This window comes from Cytobacillus solani (assembly GCF_006704205.1).
GTDB lineage: Bacteria > Bacillota > Bacilli > Bacillales > Cytobacillaceae > Cytobacillus > Cytobacillus solani.
This window is the reverse complement of record NZ_CP041305.1, coordinates 4,316,454-4,341,432: the sequence shown is the minus strand read 5'-3', so window position 1 is coordinate 4,341,432 and position 24,979 is coordinate 4,316,454. Positions and strand designations below refer to the sequence as shown.

Sequence of the window (24,979 nt, the reverse complement as noted above, 5' to 3'; positions counted from 1 at the left end):
ATTCAAACGTAATAATACCATATTCCTATCAGTACAGGCAGATTTTTATTGAAAAATTTGCATATTAAAGAAAGAACTTTGGTGATTTTTTCTCTATAAGACAAAAAAGACAAGGATGTATGCTCAATACATCCTTGTCTACAATGTAAGAATTTATTTATTTATTCGATAAGCCCCAACCTTAAATCCGGCTATTGCAAATCCAAGGGCTTGACATAAAAAGACAATTCCCCAAAACTGTGCAGGAATAAAATGTGTTGACTGTGCAAGTCCTGTCGCATCCCCCGCCGAATATGGCTGTGTAAAACTTAAGAGGAAGATCGTAAAGGATGACCCAATAGATTCTACTAAAAGAATACTTGCTATCATGAGTAAGAAATGTTCAACAATGGCGGCTGTTCCTTTAAATAATAGAAAGATAAATGCAGCTCCAAAGGTGATGAGCCAAAAAATGCCGTAAAAATTCCTTACCCAAAAGATGAGATTTAACCCAATTAATGCTAAAAGAATAATGATTATCGGCTTGTATTGTTTTCTGCTAATAAACCAAAAGGATAGAAATGCAATGAAGGAAGAAAACACATACCCTGCACCTCCAGTGAAAAAGCCGCCAAACCAGGATGAATGGCTTGTGTAGGTTACTCCTTCGGTATTCATAAACAGAGAAATTTCATGTACCTTCCCTCCAAAAAGGGCAACGATGGCATGGCCTGATTCATGAATGACCGTATTCACCACACGAAAGTAGTTTCCTATGATCGGCACATTTGTCAGAATAATAGCGATTGCAATAAATAATAAAAATTTCCAACTAATTAATTCCTTGATTCTACTCATTCTGGTCTCCTTTAGAAAATATGTAAATATTATACTGTTACGTTCCAAATTTAGGAAGGTTTCATCATTTTAATTAAATCATGTAATATACTTGAAGTGAATGTGAAAAAGTATCTGTTTTTTTATGAAATCATTATGATTATCTTTAAAAATAGACTAAAATAGAAGATAAGAAGTGTAGCCGCCTGCTACGATATATTGGAGGAATATGACGTTAATGGAGACGATTCAAACTTTATTACAAAAAAGTGCGTTCAAAAGATTTATTATTTTCGGAATTTTATTATTCGTTCTATACTTACTTAGAAGCATGATTAATTTAATTCTAATCACATTTATTTTTTCATTTTTACTTAATCGATTAGTGAACCTAATTACTAGAAAGATTAAGTTGAATCGAAAAGTAACCGTGCTCATTGTATATTTGGCTATTATCGGGCTGTTAACGATTGGGATAAGCAAGTACTTGCCGATCATTGTTGCTGAAATCTCCCAACTAGTCACACAGATTACCGTTTTCTATACACAGCAGCACGATAATATTATTATAAACTATGTCATGAGTTTTATAGAAACGAACCAAATCTCGAAATATTTGGAGCAAGGATTTACATTCTTACTAAAGTACTTTAGCGGTGTAAGTAATATCGCCATCCAGGTTATGCTTTCGCTTATTCTAAGTTTATTCTTCTTATTAGAAAAGCCAAGGCTAATCGAATTTACTTCCAAATTTAAAAACAGTAAAATTGCACCTTTTTACAATGAAATTGAGTTCTTTGCAAAAAAGTTTGTCCTCACATTTGGTAAAGTAATTGAAGCACAGTTTATTATTGCTATTGTTAATTGCGGATTGACTACATTAGCATTATGGATTATGGACTTCCCTCAATTAATGGGATTATCGATTTTAATCTTTTTACTTGGATTAATACCTGTTGCAGGCGTGATCATTTCACTAATCCCGCTTTGTACAATTGCTTATACACTTGGGGGCTTTATTCAAGTAATCTATATCCTTATTGTAATCATGATTATCCATGCAATTGAAGCATACATTCTTAATCCAAAATTAATGTCTGCTAAGACGGACTTACCTGTTTTTTACACATTTATCGTGTTAATCTTTGGAGAACATTTCTTTGGTGTTTGGGGTCTGATTGTTGGGATTCCGGTGTTTGTATTCCTTTTGGATGTATTAGAGGTTAGGGATAAGAAGGTAGAAGTATAAATAAAAAAGGCTGGGAAATTTCCCTGCCTTTTTATTATGGTTTGGGGTTAATGCTCCATGCCAGCCCAAACATCGTAAAGGTAAAAATAAATATGAAAAGACATAAGAACATGCCCCAAATTGAAAACAATCTTGATCTTTTCTGTGTGAAAAGTCCAATTCCGCCTAGGATCAAACCAACTAAAGGCAGTTTTATAAGAAAAAAATCTGGAAACTCATCATAATCCATTAACAATGCTATATTTAATCCTGCAAGTGCTATGATTGCAGTAACAAAGGAAAGAAGACCTGTGACAGTGGGAACTCTTTGCCTTTGACGCTTCTTTTTTTTGCTCTTTACTTCCAATTCCATAGTTTAACTTCCCCTACCTTCATTGTTCGAATGGCTTCATTTTTTTGAAGTTTTCTTAATTCTGAGGTTGGTCCTGTCACTACAGCCCCGTATACGTAAATCCCATTTTTCTTTAAATAAGGAACTCTTTCTTCAAGGGCAAGGCTTTTTGCACTTGCTATTTTTGCAGCATTTTCTTCATTGTTTCTTAGGAATTCAAGTATATCCATAAATACCTCTTCATTTGTTTGATCACGTCCATTAAAAGGTGACCAAGTGGTCTGATCAAGCTGTAAAGGATAGCCAATCGGAGCGACTGGATAGCCTTCCTTATCTATTTGCTTCTTTTCAAGTCCAGTATCAACTGCAACCCATCGAACCTCTACATTTTTTCCAAGTTGTTTTTCTAATTCTCCTGCCTTCATTAATTTACTTAAAGAGATATATACTTCACTAACTGTCCCATCAGGCAATTTTTTTAATAGGTCCCATTCAACTTCAAGCCCTGGTGGCTTTAAAGCATCCGGATGAAATATGCGATTTGATTCCATGCTTGCTATCTTGGGCAATGGCCGATCTAATAGGATCGTCTTCTCTGGAAACCTAGGTTTATCAAACGCATACTTAATCAGGTATTCCCCAGCCTTATAATCTTCTTTACCAATTCGCTTAAATACTTCAAATTGAATATCCATAGAGAAGAATTTAATATTTTCCTCCAATTCCATTTCCTCTAAACTAATGTTTGGCTCGGTTACATAGACCGTTTTTGTGGCAATCTCAATTAAATGATTTGCCTTCCCGCCGACGGCATAATATAAATAGGATCCGAGTGTCATGCCAGGAATGATTAATAGCAGTATTGCAAGACTTATCATAATCGAAGTGATTAATGCCATGTATTTTCCTTTTTTAATCATAGACCTTTGATCTTTTACGTTAATGGACTGACTATTTTCAAAGTCTTGAATGGAATGATTAATATACGATTGATAAATTTCTTTGTCTTTCTGATTATCCTCTTTCATCATTCATCCTCCTGTCTTTTACCCTTTCAATCAATTTTTTTCGACCGCGTACAAGATGACTTTTTAATGTATTTAGATTTATATCAAGTATCTCCGCTGATTCCTTCAGGGATAACTGATGTAAATCACATAAAAGAATCACATGTGTTTCCGTTTCCTTTAAAGAATGGATATCTTCTATCAATAGTTGAAAGCTCTCCTTCTCTAACATACGATTCTCAGGATTCTTTTCAAGAATGATAGGATTTTTGTTCATACCTTCGATTTTGTCACTGATAACCAAACGATTATTTTTCCTCGAAAAATCAATAAATGCACGGTAAGCCACTTTAAATAGCCATGCCTTTATATTATTGATTTCATTATCACCTAAATGGATATACGCACGGTAGAACGCCTCTTGTACTAAGTCTTCTGCTGTAAAATGATCCTTGGAAAGGGATAACAAATAACGGTATAGATCCTTTACATATACCTCATATGCCTCATCTAACTCCAAAGCTGTGCCCCCTTTCATCCTATCCACGTTTCAGCATAACAAAAAGTTGCAAATTAGGAGGATTTTTTAAAATCTAGCATATTCTATAAACTTGTACCTTTAGCTAATCAAGTTTTAGTTAAGATTCATGCATCATCTTTGAACTTTGGTAACTTAGTTCTTTTGAAAGGTCAACCATTTCTTGCTCGCTTTGCTTTCGAATTAACAAAGCCAAAATACTCCATTCCCGGGGGTGATATAGCCGTCAAGTTGAAGAAGTAGGAAAAGATGTTAAACAATTTAAACCTGGTGACGAAGTGTTTGGTGACCTTTCTATTTGCGGTGGGGTGGTTTTGCCGAATATACAGCTGTCGCTGAAGAGGCTCTAGCCCTTAAACCACCCAATATTACGTATGTGGAAGCAGCCGCTTCACCTATGGCGGGTGTTACAGCCTTACAGGGTCTAAGGGATAAAGGTAAAATTAAGACAAATCAAAAGGTATTAATTCACGGGGCATCTGGCGGGGTCGGTACGTTCGCTGTTCAAATTGCCAAATCATTTGGGGCTGAAGTAACAGGTGTTTGCAGTACTAGAAAATAAGTTAATGGATCTAACAATCGATGATTTCTTTTTTCGTCCACCTTTAGTTGAGTATGCAGATTACATCGTAAAATGGATTAGCTACACACATGCAGGATCATTTATTACTTTTTTAATTGATTCCTATGGTTTAGAGAAGATTGAGCAGGTTTACAATCAAGATCAATTAGAAATAAAGTTGCAAAATATTTAAGGAAAACCATTAGAGGAAATAGAAAAGGAATGGAATAGACGGCTTTTATGATGTGAATTCGGTTATTGATCAAATAAAAATAGACGAATATCAATCACATTGATAATCAAAGATGAATAGGCGATAGAAGAAAGAATCCATTTTTTTGTAAAAATTATCAAAATGGATTCTTTCTTCTTAATCTATTTAAACTACATTTCTTTCAGTTTTACTGAGAAATATCACCTTAAATCCAATTCTCCCAGCCTTTTATACGCTTTATCCCTCACAAGATTTTGCGACTGCCATGTATCTGGATGTAAATACTCTCTTTCTGCTTTCCGTTGTTTTAGTAATGCTTTTAAACCTGGTACATCAGGGTTTGTTTCATAAAGCTCTATTAGTCCAAGAATTCCTGTTGATGAAAAGCTATTTAAATAATGGATATCAATTTTTCCTGTTGTCTCATAGCGTGCGATATTACGATCTACCACAATCTGGTCAAAATTGATGATATTCATGCCGGCATAATAGATCAGAGATGCAATAAAGTAAAAATGAAATAAAGACAGTCGGTCTAGCCAGATTTTCACAAGGGTGTAGGCAAAGATGACCATTAGGAAAATCATGAACGAATTGACGAGAACTCTTGTAAATGTGAAGCCATATGCATCCTCATACATCGACATGCGCATAAATGCTGATATAAGCAGGACACCGCTTGATAAGACGAGTATGGTTAAGGCGGAACGAATGGCTATTTTCAATTTTCCTTGAACACCCTTTGTAAAAGTAATAACGCCCGTTGTTATGGTCAAGTTAATTAGGGTAACAAATAGGAGCTCAAAAAATCCCCTTCTTGCGTATTCGGCATAAGTGAAGCCGTTATCAAGTGTGCCGCTAAAGAAATATTTAAATTGGACAATAACAAATAAAATATAGACCAAATCCAAAAGCAGCAGCACAGTCAAAGTAATGATTCCATCCATTTGAAGAAGCTTTAATGTGCCTTCTTTCTTTACTATTCGGACATTTTTTTGTATAAGAACTTGCATAAACCCAAAAAATCCTAATCCATAAATAAGCATGGTAATGACACGGAAGACATATTCTGTCTGAAAGCTAAACAAATTTGGGAGGTTGTTTACAAGCTTTTCAAATTGGGCATCAGCTGAAATCAGCAGGTTAAGAACGACAAATAAGAAAGGAATAGCGATAGCAACACCGATGAGAATTTTTTTCCAAACATCAAACTGCTTTGGGTTGCTGCTACGATTTAATTTTTTGGCAATATAGCTAATGAAAATACCCGCATAGCGAATTCCCTGTCCAAATCTTAAAGCAGTGTAAAGAATGAAAAATGGCTTATTCCACTCAATCTTTTTGGGTGATGTAATTAATGCTAAATGAAAGATAACAAGGGATGGAATCACAAGTATATTCAGAGCATAAAAAAGAACGGTGTCATTTAAATAGTAGCCTGCAGCCAAAAGCCAAATTGAAATTAATATAAGATACCCTACTCGCTGATGTGAAAACGAAAATGAATGAAAGCGCCAAAAGAATATAGTATAGAAAACAGCAATAAAAACAAAATAGGAGACACCGATTTGGCCCCTGAAAAATGCTTCTTCAGCAAGTACCCCTGCAAATAGGCATAGAAGAAAAAACAACCAGTCTACCTTTTCTATTTTCAATTCCATGATAAAAACCTCCAAAAGCATATAGTTTTTCTATATATATAGAATTTCTATGTATATGATTAAAAAAAAGCTTATACAGAAGCTTTTTTGCCCCACCTGTAACTAATTAGACAAATGGGATATAAAAGAATGGTGAAAAGGATGCAGAAAACGATAAACGTCTCAGTCAGCAGCGGACTAAACCATTCATGAGGAATGATTTTGAATACCGTTAATATCATTAAGAGAATATTTGGCAGCAATGCTAACAGGAATGTTCCTTTCATTAGCTTTCTGCCTTTATGTCCAAATCCTCTCCCAATTTCATAGCCTAGCAGCGCCCAAAAGAATAAATAAATCAGTGCAATGATGATTGGAAATGAAGTTAATTGAGCCCATAGATTAGAAAGCCAACGCCAATCAAGGAGATTATGTGCGATAGTGAGGATCGCTCCTCCTGTAAACAAACATATATTTACTGCAAGGAATAGCCATTTCATTTTACTAGGAGTAACAGACAGCTCTTCTTTCCACATTTCAGCTATCTCTTTCGGTGATCCGAATCTTGAATAAACCTGTTGCCGTAGCTCTGATTCGTTTTCTACTTTGTATAGCGATACAAGAAGATCATCAAGATGCGCATCATAATCGTTCAATATCGATTCTTTATCTGGATGTTCGACAAGTCTCTGCGCTAGCTCCGCTAAAAACTCATTCTTCAGCCGTTCCATGTTTTTTTCTCCCTATCAGCTTGTTCATCACTGATACAAAGTCATTCCATTCCCGTGTCTTTTCAAGAAGCATGTCCTTGCCTGCATTGGTTATGCAATAATACTTTCTTGCCGGTCCTTTCTCTTGTTCCTGCCAATAGCATTCAATGTATTCCTGTTTTTCGAGTTTATGAAGCGCTGGATAGAGCGTACCCTCTTTCACAGAAAATTCGTTTCCGCTTCGTTTCTCTAGCTCTTTTACAAGTTCATAGCCATACATGTCCCGCTCCTCTAACAGTTGGAGCAATAAGAGCGATGTACTTCCTTTTACCAATTCACGATTAAACATATTTTCACCTACCTAGTTTTTTTAGGTATATAGAGATTCTACACTTGTGTGATGAAATTGTAAAGGGAATTTAATCCTTTTTGAAATAGCTGCCTTAATAAATGCTTGGATGTAGAAATAAGCCACCTAACATTATAGGCAGCTTATTTCAAAAGTTCTATCACTCTTGATTTAATCTTTTACTCGCAATATTAAACTTGATGTCTGCTGTGTTATTGATGAATGCACGATCATGGGATACGAAAATAATCGTTCCTTTATATGCAGCGATAAACTTTTCTAGTGCCTCAATGGTAGGTACGTCTAAAAAATTGGTCGGTTCGTCTAGCAATAATATATTGTATTTTCCTAAAAACAGATAACAAAGCTGGAGGCGTATCGCTTCTCCACCACTTAATGATATCACCCTTTTTCGTATGTCTGTACCAGTAAAATGCATTGCATGTAATACACTTCTTAAAAAACCTTCATCATAGTCTGAGCGACTTTTCAAAAATTGAAGAACTGTTTCGTCACTTGAGAATTGATAGCTCATTTGGCGGAACCAGCCAATCTTGGCTTTAGGAGAAATTGTAATTCCTGCTGTCTGATTCGCAATATGGTGAAGCAGCGTACTCTTTCCACTACCATTTCGTCCAGTAATCGCAATATTTTTACCGAGAGGCAGTTGGAAACTCACCTCTTCCAGTAACACTTTATTCCCCACTTGAAGAGTGAACTGGTCTGCCATTATCGGAAACTTATTATGCAATTCTAATGTTTCAGACTGACGAAAAATGATTTTTCTTTCCTCTTGTACTACATCAACTTCTTGAAGTTTCTCCATTCGATGTTCAATCGCTTTCGCTGCACGCTGAACTGCCTTTTGGATTGTTCCTTTAGATTTCGTCATAAACATCTTGTTCGGTTTTGCATTCGCTTCTTTCTTGGACATACTTCCTGCTTGAGCAATTTTTTCAGCCTTTTTCATTTTTTCTTGGGCTGCTTTTTCAAGTCGGTTCTTTTCCCTCATATATTGTTCATGCGCTTGTCTTTGCTGTTGACGCTCTAATCGCTTTTGCTCCATATATTCACTGTAATTTCCAGTATAAACATTCACCTTTTCATCTTCTATTTCCCAAATTGTGGTGACGAGTTTATCTAATACGCTGCGATCATGACTAATTAACACAAGTGCACCATAGTAATACGCTAGCTCTTCAACTAGAAATGAAATCCCTTCTTGATCCAAGTGAGTTGTTGGCTCGTCGATTAGCAAAGCTTCATAGTAGTGAGTAAACAATTGGGCTAGCTTTAGCCTTGTTTGCTCCCCGCCGCTTAATTGTTTTGAATGTTTCGGAACTGCTAGTTTTCCTAGCAAGGATAAATCTGCTTCTACTTTTGCTGGAGCTTCAAGCTGTTCGAAGAATCCACAATCAATGTAACGATTCACTCTTCCACTCGTTGGCGATATTTTTCCAGCTAATAACTTGATTAACGTACTCTTCCCAGCACCATTTTTGCCTACAACGCCAATGCGGTCAAATTGATGGACTGCTAATCTGTCAATCTTCAATATTTCTTTATCTAAATAAGTTACTTCAACATTTTCTATTTCAAAACATATTTGTTCCATTTTCGCTACCTCCGAAATTTTTTGGATTTCGTATCGATAGCTAGGATCGATACGAGCTTCTATTGCACGCCCGTATCAATGAAACAATAAATATTGCATCTCTTTCCTCTCCTTCATCTTTAAAATAAAAAACCACAGACGTCTGCCTGTGGTTTTTGAGTAAGAGGATTTAGTCTTTCCTTTACATAATATAAAAGAAAAAATTTTAAAAAAAAGGCAGAACGATCCGCCTTTCTTCATATACATAAATATATTTGAAATGAAGATCATTAAAAAAGGACAGACTAATCCCATTTACTCTGCATTCACTAACAGAGCTCCTGAACGTATTCAATTACAGGTTCAAAGATTGGAAACGTAGTCTCATTGCGTGTGTCATTTTTTAATAATCCTCCCTTATGATTTAAAATTACAATTATATTATATAGTCGTTTTACTAATTTGTCAAAAAAATCCTTGGGGAAGCAAATTAATTATCAGTAAATCCTTTCATTATTGCCTAACCTAAATATGAATATTATTTATTTCATTTACTAATATTTGCAATGCATCCCCCTGAAAAGAGGTTTTCATTTTTTCACGATAAAAACTCCTGTTTTTGTTCATTGAATTTAAACTATCTATTAATGATTTTTGATTTAATCTATCTTCTTCTAATGTAAGTGAAAAGCCTTTTTTCTCGAACGCTTTTGCATTTAAAATTTGATCCCCTCTACTTTGATGCATCCCTAAAGGTATGATTATCATGGGAATATGTAGTGCTAAAAATTCAAAAATAGCATTTGAACCACCCCTTGTAATGACAATATCAGTAGCAGCTAAAATATCTGGCAATTCATCTTGCACATATTCAAATTGTATATATCTGGAATTGGTTGTAATCGTACCATCAAGATTATTCTTTCCGCAAATATGGACAATTTGATAATTTGCTGTTAGCTGATTTAAAGATTCTCTAACTACCTCATTGATTCTTTTTGCTCCTAAACTTCCGCCCATGATCGTTAAAATCGGTAAATGATTAGTATAGCCAAGAAGCTTTCTCCCTTTGTCAGCCGTCCCGTTTACTATTTCTTTTCTAATCGGAGATCCGATGGCAAACGTTTTATGTGCTGGAAAATAATGCTTTGTCTCATCAAAAGAAGTAAATATCTTTGTTGCAAATCTTTGAGAGATTTTGTTTGCCAATCCAGGAGTCTTATCACTTTCATGAATATAAATAGGTATTTTTAGAGTTTTCGCAGCTAAAATAACTGGTACAGAAACAAATCCGCCTTTAGAAAAAACTAAACTTGGTTTTAACTTTTTTAAGATCGATCTTGCTTCAAAACATCCCTTCATTACTCTAAAAATATCAATCAAATTTTCTTTGTCTGCGTACCTTCTTAACTTTCCACTATGAATTCCAAAGTAAGGAATATTCAAGCGTTGAATTAATTCTTTTTCTATCCCTTTTTTTGAACCGATATAATGGATATCCCAATCCTTATTCATTTCACTTATTATGGCAATGTTTGGAGTTACATGACCAGCCGAACCGCCTCCAGTAAATACAATTGTTTTATTCACTAGTTGACCTCCGTATTTGTCATTTATTCATAACTTTAATATATTTGTATGAATTTTAAGTTCTTATACTAATTCATTTTAGAATCCTTCATTTTTCCCCAATGAAAAACCAGCAAACAAACGTCCGCCATATGGTTTCAAGATAGAATCGACTAATTGAATAACTTGCCTCTTGTCACCATTCTTATAAAAAACATCAAAAGCCTCTACAAATTCTTCTGTGAACTCTTCATCATAATGTTTTAAAGAGCGTACGATCCACTTTGATGCACCAATCCATTGGACATTTATTCTTAAAATGAATTCACTTACTAATCCAGCAAGAGTATTTGCAATAAAGAGTTCTTCTGCCCTATTCGAACATCCAATAAAATCATCTAATGCGTCTGTTATAAAATAGCGCTTTGTTTTTATCGTTTCTACTGACCATTTTTCTGGTCCATTTTCTAACAAGTCATGTGCCTCTTTTTTAATAGATTCTACAATACCATCATCTTTTAGAATAATTCCTTCTGAAACCATCCTTGGCAAAGAGGGTCTCGCTCGTTTCCGATCACTTTCAAAAAATAATTTATAGGAGGTTAAGTCATGTACAAAAACCTCTATTGACCAACCTATGTCTATTAACGATTCCCTATAAAATGCACAAATATTTTTATCAAAAATTATTATATCAAGGTCTGATGTTTCTGTTGCTTCTCCACGAACGACGCTTCCTGCTAATAAAGCCCCTTGACAATTAGGAAAATGTTTATTGATAAATTGATGTGCGGCTTCAATGGGAGGTAATTTATTTTGAGTACACATTCTATTCACCCCTGATAAATTAATTAGATTGTTACTGTTCTCCCTCAAATAATGATTAAATATTATTATAGAAGTGAAATGAATCCACTCTTTATTCTTTCATAAATCATAAAAATAGATTATACTTCTAACTAACATATTCCAATTGGAGGAATTTCTTATGACTGAAAACAATCAATCTGAAGCACCAAAAAAGAAAGTAAGCCTGCAAGAGGCAATGAAAAAGCAGCTTGAAAACAAAAAAAACCAGAATTCATCTAGTAAAGGAAAAGCAAATGTTGACCTTTCAGCAAAGAAGATGAAAAGCCAGCAAACGAAGAAACCAAGTAATACCCGCAGAAAAATGGGCAGCTAATGAATGGGAATAATCGTAAAGATATATCACCAGGGGTAACAGTTGACATTATTTTAAAAGCGGATCAAAGAACTGGAAAGCTTACAAGAGGAGTCGTTAAAGACATCCTCACGAACTCTGGAACACACCCGCACGGAATCAAAGTTAGACTAACAGACGGGCAAGTTGGAAGAATCCAGCACATCCATTCTAAATAAGAAAACAAAGAGCATTCATGGGTATTCCTAGAATGCTTTTTTATTTACATGTATTCACCTTCGATTTTTTTAAAAAGCCCCTCAATTTATTCCGTATTTTTGTTTGCCATTTTATCTATTGATAATTTTTAAATTTATACTTAATGTGTTGCAAAATTATTTAGTTTACCTTCTGCTTCAAGTAAAGCAGCTGCAAGTTGATTATTATGGCTTACATATTCTCTCCTAAAATAAAGACTTCGTATAAAATTCTTGCTGTTTATTTGAGCAATCATTTGATCGCGGTTTCTCGTCCAATCAGCGCAGTCTGCCAAGGAGATTAACCAGTCAGTGATTTTCTCATTAGGAATCAGGTTTTTGACAATCATTGTATCCACAATACTTGCAATCCGTTCATCCTCCTCATCACAGAAAATGTAGATGCCATTATGAAGCATCCCTTTTATCACATCTAATACCTCAAGTTGCAAAGACATATCGCTTTCAGGGCATTGTATGAGCTCTTCTAGAGCATCAGCACCGTGGGCTGCACTATGAGCCCAGCCTTCCACAGGTAAATAGCCGCGTAAATCTTTCTCCTCTTTATAAAAGCGAAGCAATGCATTCTTAACTGCTTGGAAATCAGAAAACGCCAAGAAAGGCTGTTTCAAGTGGCGGTGTAATATTAGAGCAATGGGCAAGACAGAAAAAGCTCTTGTTAAAACTGTCAGGTCACCTGCATTGCCGAGATGATATAACAAATGCTGCTTATCGATTAAAATAGACAAGAGATTTCGCAGTTCCTCATCTGTAAATTTATTCATTTCAAAAATCCACTTTTGGAAAGTTGTATAGATAAGATCATCACGCAGCTCAGGCTGAGGATCACCAATATATTGCAGCATCTGTGTAACGAAATCCTGTACTTCCTCCCCTTCCTGCAGCTGATAATGTTCCTTCTGAATTCTTATAAGATCCTGCATTAATTTTGTTTTAGTATTATGCATTTTTCCATCCCCTTGATATTAATGGCCAATAAATATTGTCAATTTAAGTAAAATTATAACCCATTTCACAAATGTATTTCTATAACAATATAGAATATATAGAATTATCTGAATTAAACCCTTTGATATGTATGATAATCACAGATTTTTTTTAAAAAAAGAACCAAATGCTGCGTTCTATTTTTCCTTTCACTATTTATCTATAATTTTAAGAAGCTCTCGAATATCGGTACGTTGCCGAGCAGCAGGTACATATTCAGGATAGCCAATCATCAATGTCGCCACTATTTTCTCGCCAGGAGTTACACCTATTTCCTCCCTGAACGTTGGATCGTAAATCCAATCATTCGTACGCCAAATCATACCGATTCCTCTTTGCCATGCCGCAAGTTGAAAATTTTGAATGAGTGAGGAGACAGCTCCATAATCTTCATCCCACCTTCTTTGGCGGGGATCTTCGGGCATGATGACTACCAAATGCACGGGAATATCTCTAAAATATTGTGCTTTTTTCTTCACTCTTTCCGAGATCTCGCCATCAACTTTTGGCTGTGAATGAATGTAGGCTTGTATAAATTTTTCTTTCCCCTCACCTACGTATAATTGAAATTTCCAAGGCTCTGTTAACTTGTGGTTGGGCGCCCACTTGGCCACATTCAGCAACTCAATGATCTCCTCAGGACTGATTGAATCCTTTTTAAAGGATGTAATTGTTCTACGATTTATAATGTTTTGTTCGACAGCATTTATTCCTTCTTGATTACTCATTCTGGAAATCCCCCTTTCTTAGCTCTTGTAAAATAGTAAGTATGTAACTTATCGTTCAATTTGAAAATCATTCTCAATTACATCCCTTTTAGTATAACATAACTGTAAATAATTGCCTAGTATTACACTCAATGATGATCCATATTAAATATAAACTTTATTCCAAGATAGTTAACCTAAAACAACAGGAAGAAGTTTCCATGATGAATATCTCCTTAGAACAACTACTTCGTTAGCCTTACTAGTTCTTTATAACAAAGGATTCTTTAAAGCAATATGATTTTGAATATAGTACGTTTTATATTTTCTGAATTTTAAGAAAAAAGGAGCATACCTAATATAAATTAGAGTAGGTAGATAATTGCAACAACTTTTCTGTATTGTAATTTCACAAATGTTGCATCAATAATCATAAAAAAAAAGAACCCAATAGCTGAGTTCTAATTTTGTTAACTTATTGTTAATCCGCAATATACTGCCCAATATAGCTTAACTGATCTGCTTGGATGGAATCTGTCACCCCATCTAAGATCTTTCTGACATCGTTAATTGTATCTGATAAGGCTACAGATTCCCCCTTTTGTCCTGTAAAGGCTTCTGCGACATAGAATGGCTGTGTTAAATAGGCTTCCAGCCGTTCGCCACGTTTAAATGTTTGGATTTCAGCTCCTGGGAGATGCTCCAATCCTCGTACATTTACTAATGATCGGAGCTCTCGGTATCGACGTAGTAGTTTTTGTGCGCGTTGTTGAGTGGTGAGGTGATTTTGATCTAGATGGGCTCCTTCTAAAACGGAAGAGGTTGAATGAATTGGGTTGACTGCTGGAAATTTATGTCTTGCAGATAAATCAGCATCAAATTGCCATAATGTTTCAAGTGGACCATATGGCAGGTCTTCATCAACCGCTTCTCCAGTTAAATCGACTAAAAAAGTGGTGACTGTCGTGATCCCTATACCCTGTAATCGTTCTTGAAGGTCGTAAATTTCCCCAGTTACAACATTTCTTCGATCTGCAGCAAATGCAATTTCTGATGTTTTTCCCTTCACAGCTATTTCTTCATATACCTCATTGATTGTATGAGCGATGAAGTCAGTATTTTCTGTTACATCATTTAATTCAGGATAGTTTCCATTTGGAATGAGCAAAATGGTTGTAAAGTCATCCTTTTTTAAGCGGAAGAATAACTCCGACAGTAGAACAAGCTGACCCATTCCATGGCGAGCAACTAACCCAATTGTACCTCCTTTAGCAAGTGGTGCAAATAAATCCAATGTTTTAATTTTCGTCTCAATCATCTCAATCTTCTCCCCTCTTATGATCAACTCATCCAAACTACACTCTGCCAAGGAAGCAAGTGCAACTAATGTGCGAACCTCTGAACGTCCGACAGGGATCTTACCCGTACAAAGATTAGAAACGGTAGCAGGTCTTAGACCTACAGATTTCGCAGCAGTTGTTAAATTAGGAACTCTTCTTCGTAATAGTGAAACATTTAATCTCAGAACTTCCAAGATTTACACCTCCTCTTACTTTCAAGAGTAAATTATTTTCTGTTAAAACGCAATAAATTTTACTCTTTAGCGTAATTTTTTTTCGATTTAAATTCAGTTTTTTATATTTTAATAAATATAATCTTTAATAGTTCAAGACAAAGAATGGAAAATGGTTTGTAACTCTTTGAGAAGGTAACATATGAAAAAATTTTGGTAGGTAAGAAATAGATGAGAGCGGCATCAGAGAGTGCAGATGATTCCCCTTTGCAAAAAAAACCAATGCGAGAGAGCATCAGAGAGTGCAAAATAACCTTTTATCAGAAACTAAAAGAAAGCAGGAATCATATCATACCAATGATTCCCGCAATCAATAAAACACAAATAATATACCTCCCTACAGTACCTTCTTATCTTTTTGTTCTCCAAGCTGCATTTGTTCCAGCTCAAGCCTCATTTTTTGCGTTTCAATTAGATAGTTTTGATGCTTTAACCTTTCCAGTTCTAATTCATCTTGGATCATTTTATGCTTGATTTTTGACTGTTTTTGAAAGTGATCGGTTACGATGGCGATGATTGGAATAGAAAAAACCATAACAATAGCAATGGCTCCTGTCATATTATCCCTCCTGACATAATATCTGCTATACTAATATATTACACAAAGAGTTACCGGAATCCTATGTTGGTTTTGATTTTATTTCATTATCTAAATAAACTAAATTGATTACTTGATGCTCCAGACTTCTCTCCTCATTACTCTTTTTCTAATTAGACGACGCAATGAGCATACTGCCCAATTTTATAAAAAGGGGATTGTCTCTTTTCATAGACATCAAAACTCTTTCTAATCTATATCTAATTTTGTACTTAATTTTAGCCTATTGCATTGGTAAAACACTTAGACTTTCACTTCCAATCATTCAGTCAAGTTCCTTAATTTAGGTACATGAATATAATGTCCTGAAATTTAATATTCAGGAGATGATTTGAAATTGGACAATATGAGCAACATGAACCCAGATACTCTTTGCCAGGAATTTGCGGAAATTTTGGGGGCTACACCTTCTGTTATTAATGGCGTATGTACTGCGACAAGATCCCGGACAAATATTCACCCTGTTGTATTAGGCCGGAGAGCTGAATCCTTTATGTTTGTTCCACAGGCATATTCTTTTGAGAACCTAGATCAGAATGGAAAGGCATTATGTCTTGGTGAGACTGTTCTCCTTCAAGAAGAAGTTAACCCATTTATGACTATTTTGCGTAAAGAGGGAATCATTGTAACTGCCCTTCACAATCACTGGCTTTTTGATATTCCCCGGCTAATGTACATGCATTTCGAATCTATTGATGAACCTTTGGCTTTTGCTCGAAAAGTAAGAAGAGCATTAGACGTATTAATCACGCGCAATGTTGGAAGTTCTCGCAGAGTTCAAAAAGCATCAAACAGACGAGGAGAAGAACTATGTGAAGAGTTCAATAGAATTTTGGAAGGTAGCATGCATACATTTGAAGATGGGATTTGCATAGTGATGAAATCGCGGACAAATATTATGCCTCGAGTGCTTGGAAGGCGTGGTAGATCATTTTTATTGATTCCACAAATGTTTGCCTTTGAATCTTTAACAGCGGACGGCAGAGCACTATGCAGTGGAGAAACGGTGATTCTACAAGAAGAGATAAATCCATTCATTAGCGAGCTTCGCGAACATAATATTATTGTGACAGCCTTTCATAATCATTGGCTTTTTGATGACCCAAGACTGATGTATATTCATTTTGAAAAAATTGAAAATCCAATTCGCTTTGCAAATGATGTAGAGGATGCTATGAAGGTACTCACAACAAGAAAGATAACACCTAATTCTAAATAAAAGGTAAACCTTACTGTTTTTGCAAATTCCTTAGAGGGATAATTCCAAGCATAGCTTAGGATTTCTAACTATTTAAAACGATGCAAGGATCATACCTGGCTCATTTTTATAAAAGAGGATGTTATCTATATTCATAGACAACATCCTTTTTCATTATAAATGCTTTATAAATAATCGAATGACATCTGCACCGCCAATAAAAGTTCCGAGTGAACTACCGATATTTGCCAGCACAACAACAAGGAGTACTCGAGTTACTTTATTTTTCCAAAATCCTTTGAAACTAAAAACGTCCTCAGATAGCGTCTCAAAATCTTTTACACTTGGTCTACGGAAGTAGGCTTGTACAGTTCCAGCAAACCAACCTGCAGCAGTGATTGGATCTAATGCAGTGATTGGGGCAGCAATAAAGGCTGTTACAATTGCTAACGGGTGTCCGAAGGCGATGGCTGTTCCAAGTGCGGCGAAAGCTCCATGCCAGAGCACCCAGCTCAATGTTTGCTGCATACCTGCAGATGGGTTTGTATAGAAGGTATAAGCGATAATGGAAATAATAAAGATCGGAATGAGCCATCCGATAATTTTTGGAACTTTCGATTTAGGTGGTACTTCGTTTAAGCGGGTTAAATCATGTTCTTTTTTGATTTCTTTTGTAATACCGGGAACGTGTGCGGCACCTAATACTGCAACAACTTTTTCTCCAGGAGCGTTTTTGATTTTCTCAGCTAAATACTGGTCTCGCTCATCAATTAAAGGAGTCTTTAATTTCGGAAATGTTTCAGTGAATTCATTTAAAATGGCATTGATTGTGTCCTGTTCCTTTATCTTCTCCAGTTCTTCTTCTGAGATACTTTCTTTACTGAATATACTAGCTATTACTTGTGTTAATAGCATTGCTTTTCCTTTTAATCCAATTCCTCCCCAAATGCGAGAAAAGGTAATCTGGATATTTCGGTCAGCGAGAACGAGTTCAGCACCCGTTTCCTTCGCTGATTCAATCCCTTGAATCATTTCTTGACCTGCATTTATGCCAAACTGCTTGGCCATACGGTTCTGGAAGGAAGAAATAGCGAGATTCATTAAAAGCAAGGAGGCTTTTTTTTCTTTAATCACCTGAAAGATATCCATTTCCTTCCATTTATTCCCATCAATAATGGATTTATATCTTTGTTCATCTAATTCAATACAAATAGCATCTGGCTGTTCTGCCTCGATTACCTCTTTAACTAATTCCGCGCTGTGCTTAGACACGTGTGCAGTTCCAATTAATATGTATTCTTTATTTTCTATGTGCAATCTAGTTATATTTTCATTTCCAACAGACATATATTCCCTTCCTTTTATCAATAATTAACTAGTTTCAATTAAGGAATGCTTATCATTCAATTCTAACATTTACTTAATATAGTATAACAGGATTTTCAGCTTCCTGAAATGATTTGCTAATAGAGGACGTTAATTATGCTGTATTATTCCATAACTACCTATCAACAGCAAAAAATGATACTATTGTTCATTTAAAAAACAAGAGGTGCAAATTGCACCTCTTGTTAACATTGTAGTAGAAGATTCCCTATTCATTGCTTGGTCTTGTAACTTGATTCGTAATGTTCACATTCCAAGAAATGATTGTAGTACTATCCCTTACATGGTTAACCTGAATTTTTTGAAGGAGCAGCTTTATGCTCACTTCATCTTCAGAACTTGAAAACATCTTATATATTTCTTTTGGATTTGAAAAGGGTTCATTAGGACATTCAATAAGTCCATCGGTTGTTAAAAATATACGGTTTGATCCTTTTCTTAGTTCTCTTTTGCCACTGCTGTAGCAAGGAACTGTTTGTTCAAACGTGTTGACTTGTCCAACCCATTCAAAGAATTGCCGTTGGTTCATTTGGTATTGACCAAGAGAAGCAAGTTCTGGGTGAAAGATATATGAGGAACAGTCACCTACTGAAAGCCACCAAACATATTTATTTTTTCGAGCGACAATTAAACAGGCAGTTTCTCCATTAACTTTCCGACAAGAAGAAAGAAACTCTTCTCCTTGAAATAGATCCAAGACTATTTCTTCAAGTCTTTTAAAACATTGGTTAATCGGCATTGATAATATAGTTACAATTTCTGTTTTTTTTACTATAAATGTATCAATTACTATTTCTGCGCTTTCTGCGGAATGATGTGCATCCAAAATGATAGCAAATTCCCACTCCCTCTTATCGTCTACCCATATCAAACAGCCATCTTCATTTTTATCCTGTCCTGCTGTTGAATTTCCTCCAAAACGTCCAATGGTTATCTGATTAATTCTTTGAACATCTATCTTATCAACAAAATTTTCCTCACAACCAATCCATGTGAATTCTTTCATTGAATTACTCATTTGAATTGTTCTCTAGGTGTGTTTTTATACGAGTGCAAAGTTCAATAACAGCGTTATTGTCACCCATTGGCGCATCCTCCCAATCATATACTTCCCATGGACCCCAAAATTCTTTTGGCGTATTTGGATATCGTGCCATTAGGTGAAGATGAAGGTGCGGAACCGAGTTCCCTAAAACAACAGCATATACGTGTTCTGCTTTTTCAGACTCTACTAGAGCTTTACTAACCTTAGCCATGATTAACCCAAATGCTTTAGCTTCTTCTGCTGTCATATCACCAAGCGTTGGTGCATGTCTTTTTAAGTCTATCATAATATGCCCTAAGTAATTAGGTTTTCCTTTCCTATCAATATGACCAACATAAACATACTCATTTTCATAGATTATTACGCCATCAGTTTTTATAGCTCCACTATGTTTATGACAAATAAAACAATCATTCATAATTAATCTTCTCCCTTTTTAAATATTCTTAAAATTATAATATATAAACACATAGATTGGTATAATTTCCTAAATTTATTTTATTTTCCTACTAAAAAAACACCCCATATGGGGGTGTCATATACAGCAGTGCGCTGTGTTTTAAGCCAAATTTAAAACTCAATTTATAAGAAATTTATACTTTAAATCGTGATACCATTGATTGCAAGTCCTCTGCTAATTTAGATAATGATGCAGTTGCATATGAGATTTCTTCCATTGTGGCAAGCTGCTCTTCTGTAGAGGAAGCAATGTTTTCTGTACTTGCTGCAGTTTCTTTCGTTCCTTCAGTAATTCCTTCAATTGAATGCTGTACCAATTCAAAACCAGCAGTAATTTGCTGTGAGGTCGCAGCCACTCCTTGAATTTGTGATGTAACCTTTTCAATTGAATCAAGAATTTCTTTAAAATTAGAAACCGTTTCTTTAGATATATTAATACCTGAGGCGACATTTTCCTTCACCTGAATAATGTTGCTAACCGTATCAGCCGATTCACTTTGTATCGTTGCAACTAGATGATGGATTTTATTGACTGAAAGATTCGTTTCGTCTGCCAGTTTTCTCACTTCATTTGCCACTACAGCAAATCCTTTTCCGTGTTCACCTGCTCTTGCTGCTTCGATTGCTGCATTTAGTGCAAGCAAATTGGTTTGACTGGAAATATCAGTAATTAAAGATGAAATCTCTTTAATTTCTTGAACACTTGATACTAAGGAGTTTACACCTTCACCAGCCAAGTCTACAGACTGATGAATAGACTCCATTTGCTCCACAACCTTTTTAACAGATTCTGAGCCACTTTCAGCCTGAATTTTCATAGCTGAGGATACCTCTGCCACATTTGCAGTGTTTCCTGTCACTTCTACTAAGTTTTGCAGTGATTGATTAACTGCTTGTAAACTATTCTCCATCATATCACTTTGCTGTGTGTTACTGTCTGCAATTGTTTGCATTGATGCAGATACTAGCTCGGTGGTTGCCTTGGATTGTTCTGCACTTGCTGTCAATTCCTCTGATGATGCTGCAACTTGCTCGGATGAACTGCCAACTTGTTTAATGATTTCTCTCAATGATTCAACGAATAAATTAAACGATTGTGCTAATTGTCCAAACTCATTTTCCCCTTTGATTTTTACACGTTTCGTTAAGTCAGCCTCTCCTTTAGCAATTTCTTCTAATTGCTTGTTAATCTGTCCAAGGGGGATCAGGATCGATCTTAATAGGTAAAAGCCTAACACAATGCCGATGATAGTGGCAATGATTGAGGAGGAAAGAAGCGCTGTTTTACTCCATTTCCCTTCCTTTTTTATCATATTACTAAGACTATTTACATCTTTCTCTAGAACATCAACAAGTTTGTTGACCGCGGGATCTAATACCTCTTTCCTTAATGCTCTCTCCTCACCAAAATGTAAACTTCTAGCTTCTGAAGGATTGTCGCGGAAAGTTCTGATGACCTGCTGATTCAATTGCCAAAATTCATTGAAGCTCTTTTCAAGTGAGGCAAGATCTTTTTTATATTGATCTTCTTTAATTAAGCTTCCAATATCTTTAAGCATTTTCTTAATTTCATTCGCCTTATTGTGCATTCCATGAGAATATTGTTCATCCCCTGTAATGATAAATGCTCTTTCATCATTTGAAAGACCAGTCAGACGGTATTGAACTTTTACTATCCCTTTTTGAACTTCCATTTTATTTTTTAATAACTGATTTTGATCAATGGTTGAATTGATAATAGATATAGAAAACAAACCTAGAGCAATTATCGTTAATATTAATATGGATATGGTAGAGATTAAACTCGTTTTAATTTTCAACTTTCCGTCACTCCCATTTGGTGTTAAATAATTGAATTGTTGTTTAGCTTTAGGCAGTTTATACAATTATTAATCGCACTTTATTATATCGGTAAAGTGATGGAAAGTTTTAATACATAATGTTCAGTCCAATAAAAATTTATTATGATACGATTTTTAATCCAATCGCAGCTCCTAACACCATCGTAATAAAAAGCAGACGTTTCCAGTCTTTAGGTTCCCCATAAAGAACCATTCCTAAGATGGCTCCTCCTGATGCCCCAATTCCTGTCCAGATCGCATAAGCCGTTCCCATCGGCAATTTTCCCATGGCAAATGCAAGAAATAAAAAGCTCAATCCGAAACCAGCAAGCATGAAAAGAAGTGATTGCCAGTTGCGATTCTTGTGTAAACTGTTGATCATCGCTACACCGATCATTTCAAAGATGCCCGCAAGTACTAGATACATCCAGCTCATTCTGTTTCCCCTCCCTCAAGTTGTTCATCTTTCGTTACAAGCTTCAGACCAACAACACCAATTAATAAAATGGAAACGAGGATAATTTTAGATATCTTTAATGGTTCATGAAAGAATATAATATCCGAAAGTACCGTTCCAGCTGTACCCATTCCAACGAATACGGCATAAACCGTTCCAACTGGAAGTTTTTTCCCAGCCATAATCATTAAATAAAAGCTAACAATGATCGATATCACTGTCCCTGTCCATGTCCATAGGTCGTCAGCGTGCTTCAAGCCAATCACCCAGAATACTTCAAAAAATGCTGCAATAAAAACTTTAACCCAGTTCATTCTTGTTCCTCCAAATCATCCTTTAATCAAAAAAAAGCCAAAGAGATCTGTATAAACAGTCATCTCCCAGGCTTTTATCCTTCCGTGGCACAACAAACGCTGTGAGTTTTCTCTCGGACCAGTCCAAATAAATTTGCGGAACCCTAGAAAACATTCTTATTCAATTCATATTATTTTTAACATAGGTAAAACATCGTGGCAAACAACAAAATCTGTAAATTTCTTTATAAATGCTTAATGATTCTTTAATTATCTCTTACTTACTGTCCCTTTAGAGATTTTTTTAATATTCAGGCCATATAAAGAAATAATATAAATAAGAATTCCTAAAGAGCTGCATATTAAAACAATTAAAAATGTCCCTACATATTGACTTAAAGACTTTTCCAGTATATTAACAAAAAAAGCCATAATGAAAGTCGAGATAATGACAGTGACAATTCGATATTTGATTTTTATCAGATCCATTCCAATTCTTTTTCGAATGATGATCATGTTAAAAGTAAGTGATACAAGATACCCACAATAAGTTGCTAGGATAAAGCCCTTTTCTAAAAATATTCCAGGCAGCACAAGGTTCAGGATAATTTTAATAAGGATTCCTGAAAAAAGTCCGAGAATTAATATTTTTTGCTGATTTATTGCCTGAAGAATTGATGTAGTCACACCGTAAAAAGCGATCAAAATTGCTGCTGGAGCATAAAATTTCAGCAGCTCACCACCAAGTATTGGCAAGTTCTTTTCTGTAAATAACAAAAGATATAGTGGTTCTGCGAGCACATAAATGCCTGTAGCAGCAGGGATGATAATAAACATAAGAATTAATAAAGATTGACCGATTTGCTCTTTTAACAAACAAAAATTATTCTGAAAAAACGATTTTGTTATATTAGGAATAATCGTTACGCTAAGTCCAGTAGTAATGGAAACGGGAATGAGCACTAGAATTTGTGCGAGTCCAATTACAGAGTTAACATTTTCAGGATCCATCCTGTTATAGCCATTGTTACTTAATACCATATTTATTGAGTACGTATCAATATTTTGATAAAGTGGCAGGCTTAATCCCATGATGACAAATGGTATGGAATATTTGATCATTTCTTTAAAAATAGAAATGACTGATATATCATTGTGTATGACGATCTCATGTCTTGGCTTCAGAAGAAATTTTTTTCTCTTCCGAAAATAAAATAAAAGGACAGCAAGTCCCGCAATTCCGCCAATAAATGCACCAAATGCTGCTACCCCTACAGCATGCTTAATTGATAAATCTAAGAGCTTTAAAGAAACGACCACACCTGCTAAAATAAATAGTACTCTAGATAGCTGTTCGACAACTGTACTGATAGCTGAAGGTCCCATCGATTCATTCCCCTGAAAAAATCCCCGCAAAAGACTCATGGGCGGAATAATTATCAAGGCAAAACTGACAACGCGAATGACATAGGTAATACTCTCTAACGAATTTCCATCATTTTTGCCATCAACAACGATTCCAGCGAGCAGCGGGGCAAGCATATATAATAGTAAGAATGAAGTCATGCCAGTAACGAGCATGAATGCCATACCGGACTTTACTATTTTTCGAACGATGTCCTCCCTTTTAAGCTGTTTGTATTTGGCAGTTAATTTAGAAATGGCTAAAGGAATGCCCATCGTTGAAAGACTTAGCATAATCGTATATGGTCCATATGCATATCTGTATAAGGCATAGCCAGAAGTCCCAACTAATACTGTTAAAGGAACAATATAAATAAATCCAAGAATTTTTGATATAAAGGATGCTGAGGAAAGTAAAAAAGTGCCCTTTAGCAATTTATTTGCCATTTTGTCTACCTATTTCTAATGCTTTTTTCACCGCCCAGCTTTGATGTTCATGAAATAATTTCTTTTGAACCTCGGCAAATTCCATCCATACTAAATGATGGTCGTCTTCAATCGGTTCGCAAAGCTTTTTTCCTAGCTTGCATAAATAAAAATAACCCTGACTCAAATAATCCCTATATTCCTTTGTTGAAAAAAAGTATCTTTCAGCGAATCCAATATACTGTATGATTTCTATTTCCGAGCCTAATTCCTCGATTGCTTCTCTTTTTAAGCATTCGGTGTGTGTTTCCTCCCCCTCTATACCACCGCCAGGAAGAAAGTACTTGTCACAATCTGCTTGGACAACCGCTACCTTCTCATTTGTTTCATTAAATACAACCGCATAGACTGCGGGTCTCTCTATGTACGTATTATTTGGATCCTTCTTGCCAAAAGTACGTATTGGTTCCATAGGCTCCTCCATCAATTTACAAAAAACTTTTAATTCTATTAATAGTTGATATTATTATAGTTTATTATGAAACATTTTACAAAAATAGTCAGGAAGAAATAAAACAGACTCCCGATGGGAGTCTGAAGAATGAAG

The 24,979-nt window shown here is 35.4% G+C and carries 27 protein-coding genes, 1 pseudogene and 1 riboswitch; of the genes and pseudogenes, 6 read left to right on the top strand and 22 right to left on the bottom strand.

Annotated elements, in window-relative coordinates:
• Nucleotides 1-153: 153 nt before the first annotated feature.
• Nucleotides 154-837 carry a M50 family metallopeptidase gene (locus FI644_RS21825; RefSeq protein ID WP_053476159.1) on the bottom strand — a complete coding sequence of 228 codons (684 nt, stop codon included), beginning with the start codon at nt 835-837 and terminating at the stop codon, nt 154-156.
• 217 nt (nt 838-1,054) lie between these two features.
• Here FI644_RS21825 and FI644_RS21820 point away from each other — a divergent pair, with 217 nt between their 5' ends.
• On the top strand, nt 1,055-2,065 hold the full coding sequence (locus tag FI644_RS21820; protein WP_053476160.1) for an AI-2E family transporter: 1,011 nt from the start codon (nt 1,055-1,057) through the stop codon (nt 2,063-2,065).
• 34 nt (nt 2,066-2,099) lie between these two features.
• On the opposite strand, the gene FI644_RS21815 is transcribed toward FI644_RS21820, so the two are convergent.
• Genes FI644_RS21815 through FI644_RS21805 form a run of 3 tightly spaced genes read right to left on the bottom strand, consistent with a single transcriptional unit; the run spans nt 2,100 to nt 3,923 of the window.
• Nucleotides 2,100-2,417 (bottom strand): hypothetical protein, encoded by a 318-nt coding sequence (locus FI644_RS21815; RefSeq protein ID WP_053476161.1) that lies wholly within the window; start codon nt 2,415-2,417, stop codon nt 2,100-2,102.
• Entirely contained in the window at nt 2,402-3,427 is a 1,026-nt protein-coding gene (locus tag FI644_RS21810) for an anti-sigma factor (protein ID WP_082446586.1), read from the bottom strand. Before FI644_RS21810 ends, FI644_RS21815 begins: the two co-directional genes overlap by 16 nt.
• Nucleotides 3,411-3,923 carry a sigma-70 family RNA polymerase sigma factor gene (locus FI644_RS21805; RefSeq protein WP_053476163.1) on the bottom strand — a complete coding sequence of 171 codons (513 nt, stop codon included), beginning with the start codon at nt 3,921-3,923 and terminating at the stop codon, nt 3,411-3,413. Before FI644_RS21805 ends, FI644_RS21810 begins: the two co-directional genes overlap by 17 nt.
• Before the next feature lie 78 nt (nt 3,924-4,001).
• Between FI644_RS21805 and FI644_RS21800 the strand changes: the two are divergent.
• Together FI644_RS21800 and FI644_RS21795 are read left to right on the top strand one after the other, a co-directional pair.
• Nucleotides 4,002-4,497 (top strand): annotated as a pseudogene (locus tag FI644_RS21800) (NAD(P)-dependent alcohol dehydrogenase); the annotation flags it as partial.
• On the top strand, nt 4,481-4,696 hold the full coding sequence (locus tag FI644_RS21795) for a hypothetical protein (RefSeq protein ID WP_053476164.1): 216 nt from the start codon (nt 4,481-4,483) through the stop codon (nt 4,694-4,696). The pseudogene FI644_RS21800 and the gene FI644_RS21795, both read left to right, overlap by 17 nt.
• 221 nt (nt 4,697-4,917) lie before the next feature.
• Here the strand turns inward: FI644_RS21795 and FI644_RS21790 are convergent, their stop codons facing one another.
• From FI644_RS21790 to FI644_RS21765, 6 genes are all read right to left on the bottom strand, one after another.
• Nucleotides 4,918-6,378 carry a DUF4153 domain-containing protein gene (locus FI644_RS21790; protein ID WP_053476165.1) on the bottom strand — a complete coding sequence of 487 codons (1,461 nt, stop codon included), beginning with the start codon at nt 6,376-6,378 and terminating at the stop codon, nt 4,918-4,920.
• 71 nt (nt 6,379-6,449) lie between these two features.
• The gene (locus FI644_RS21785; protein WP_053476166.1) at nt 6,450-7,088 is read right to left on the bottom strand and encodes an HAAS signaling domain-containing protein; all 639 of its coding nucleotides are present in this window, start codon (nt 7,086-7,088) and stop codon (nt 6,450-6,452) included.
• Nucleotides 7,069-7,416, bottom strand: a complete 348-nt coding sequence (locus FI644_RS21780) for a PadR family transcriptional regulator (RefSeq protein WP_053476167.1) — start codon at nt 7,414-7,416, stop codon at nt 7,069-7,071. Before FI644_RS21780 ends, FI644_RS21785 begins: the two co-directional genes overlap by 20 nt.
• Before the next feature lie 160 nt (nt 7,417-7,576).
• Entirely contained in the window at nt 7,577-9,031 is a 1,455-nt protein-coding gene (locus FI644_RS21775) for an Msr family ABC-F type ribosomal protection protein (RefSeq protein ID WP_142108818.1), read from the bottom strand.
• 504 nt (nt 9,032-9,535) lie between these two features.
• A complete protein-coding gene (gene murG, locus FI644_RS21770) occupies nt 9,536-10,600 on the bottom strand; it encodes an undecaprenyldiphospho-muramoylpentapeptide beta-N-acetylglucosaminyltransferase (protein ID WP_056684761.1) in 1,065 nt (354 codons plus the stop codon).
• Between the two features lie 78 nt (nt 10,601-10,678).
• A complete protein-coding gene (locus FI644_RS21765) occupies nt 10,679-11,407 on the bottom strand; it encodes a nucleotidyltransferase domain-containing protein (protein ID WP_056684764.1) in 729 nt (242 codons plus the stop codon).
• Between the two features lie 160 nt (nt 11,408-11,567).
• On the opposite strand from FI644_RS21765, the gene FI644_RS21760 reads away from it, so the two are divergent.
• A complete protein-coding gene (locus FI644_RS21760) occupies nt 11,568-11,762 on the top strand; it encodes a hypothetical protein (protein WP_056684767.1) in 195 nt (64 codons plus the stop codon).
• The gene (locus tag FI644_RS21755) at nt 11,762-11,959 is read left to right on the top strand and encodes a YwbE family protein (RefSeq protein WP_056684770.1); all 198 of its coding nucleotides are present in this window, start codon (nt 11,762-11,764) and stop codon (nt 11,957-11,959) included. The genes FI644_RS21760 and FI644_RS21755 overlap by 1 nt, the downstream gene beginning before the upstream one ends.
• Nucleotides 11,960-12,099: 140 nt before the next feature.
• Here the strand turns inward: FI644_RS21755 and FI644_RS21750 are convergent, their stop codons facing one another.
• From FI644_RS21750 to FI644_RS21735, 4 genes are all read right to left on the bottom strand, one after another.
• The gene (locus FI644_RS21750; RefSeq protein ID WP_056684773.1) at nt 12,100-12,945 is read right to left on the bottom strand and encodes a DUF2785 domain-containing protein; all 846 of its coding nucleotides are present in this window, start codon (nt 12,943-12,945) and stop codon (nt 12,100-12,102) included.
• Nucleotides 12,946-13,137: 192 nt separating this feature from the next.
• Complete coding sequence (locus tag FI644_RS21745; protein WP_053476173.1) at nt 13,138-13,713, bottom strand: nitroreductase family protein; 576 nt, start codon at nt 13,711-13,713, stop codon at nt 13,138-13,140.
• A 460-nt stretch (nt 13,714-14,173) separates the two neighbouring features.
• On the bottom strand, nt 14,174-15,226 hold the full coding sequence (locus FI644_RS21740) for an ATP synthase beta subunit C-terminal domain-containing protein (RefSeq protein ID WP_142108817.1): 1,053 nt from the start codon (nt 15,224-15,226) through the stop codon (nt 14,174-14,176).
• Between the two features lie 376 nt (nt 15,227-15,602).
• On the bottom strand, nt 15,603-15,824 hold the full coding sequence (locus tag FI644_RS21735) for a hypothetical protein (RefSeq protein WP_056684778.1): 222 nt from the start codon (nt 15,822-15,824) through the stop codon (nt 15,603-15,605).
• A gap of 385 nt (nt 15,825-16,209) precedes the next feature.
• On the opposite strand from FI644_RS21735, the gene FI644_RS21730 reads away from it, so the two are divergent.
• Nucleotides 16,210-17,082 carry a DUF1259 domain-containing protein gene (locus tag FI644_RS21730; protein ID WP_056687186.1) on the top strand — a complete coding sequence of 291 codons (873 nt, stop codon included), beginning with the start codon at nt 16,210-16,212 and terminating at the stop codon, nt 17,080-17,082.
• 153 nt (nt 17,083-17,235) lie between these two features.
• Here the strand turns inward: FI644_RS21730 and FI644_RS21725 are convergent, their stop codons facing one another.
• The 8 genes from FI644_RS21725 to FI644_RS21690 all read right to left on the bottom strand — a co-directional run bounded on the left by FI644_RS21725 (nt 17,236) and on the right by FI644_RS21690 (nt 24,844).
• Entirely contained in the window at nt 17,236-18,408 is a 1,173-nt protein-coding gene (locus FI644_RS21725; RefSeq protein WP_056684781.1) for a TraB/GumN family protein, read from the bottom strand.
• Between the two features lie 247 nt (nt 18,409-18,655).
• Nucleotides 18,656-19,465, bottom strand: a complete 810-nt coding sequence (locus FI644_RS21720; RefSeq protein ID WP_142108816.1) for a PP2C family serine/threonine-protein phosphatase — start codon at nt 19,463-19,465, stop codon at nt 18,656-18,658.
• A complete protein-coding gene (locus tag FI644_RS21715) occupies nt 19,458-19,910 on the bottom strand; it encodes an HIT family protein (protein WP_053476178.1) in 453 nt (150 codons plus the stop codon). Before FI644_RS21715 ends, FI644_RS21720 begins: the two co-directional genes overlap by 8 nt.
• Nucleotides 19,911-20,085: 175 nt before the next feature.
• Nucleotides 20,086-21,771, bottom strand: a complete 1,686-nt coding sequence (locus FI644_RS21710) for a methyl-accepting chemotaxis protein (protein WP_056684784.1) — start codon at nt 21,769-21,771, stop codon at nt 20,086-20,088.
• A gap of 142 nt (nt 21,772-21,913) precedes the next feature.
• Nucleotides 21,914-22,228, bottom strand: coding sequence for a DMT family transporter (locus FI644_RS21705; RefSeq protein ID WP_053476180.1), 315 nt, complete (start codon nt 22,226-22,228; stop codon nt 21,914-21,916).
• The gene (locus FI644_RS21700; RefSeq protein WP_056684786.1) at nt 22,225-22,563 is read right to left on the bottom strand and encodes a DMT family transporter; all 339 of its coding nucleotides are present in this window, start codon (nt 22,561-22,563) and stop codon (nt 22,225-22,227) included. The genes FI644_RS21705 and FI644_RS21700 overlap by 4 nt, the downstream gene beginning before the upstream one ends.
• 61 nt (nt 22,564-22,624) lie before the next feature.
• Nucleotides 22,625-22,721: riboswitch (guanidine-I (ykkC/yxkD leader) on the bottom strand.
• A 91-nt stretch (nt 22,722-22,812) separates the two neighbouring features.
• Complete coding sequence (locus FI644_RS21695) at nt 22,813-24,393, bottom strand: putative polysaccharide biosynthesis protein (RefSeq protein WP_142108815.1); 1,581 nt, start codon at nt 24,391-24,393, stop codon at nt 22,813-22,815.
• The gene (locus FI644_RS21690) at nt 24,383-24,844 is read right to left on the bottom strand and encodes an NUDIX hydrolase (RefSeq protein WP_075209156.1); all 462 of its coding nucleotides are present in this window, start codon (nt 24,842-24,844) and stop codon (nt 24,383-24,385) included. Before FI644_RS21690 ends, FI644_RS21695 begins: the two co-directional genes overlap by 11 nt.
• Between the last annotated feature and the right edge of the window lie 135 nt (nt 24,845-24,979).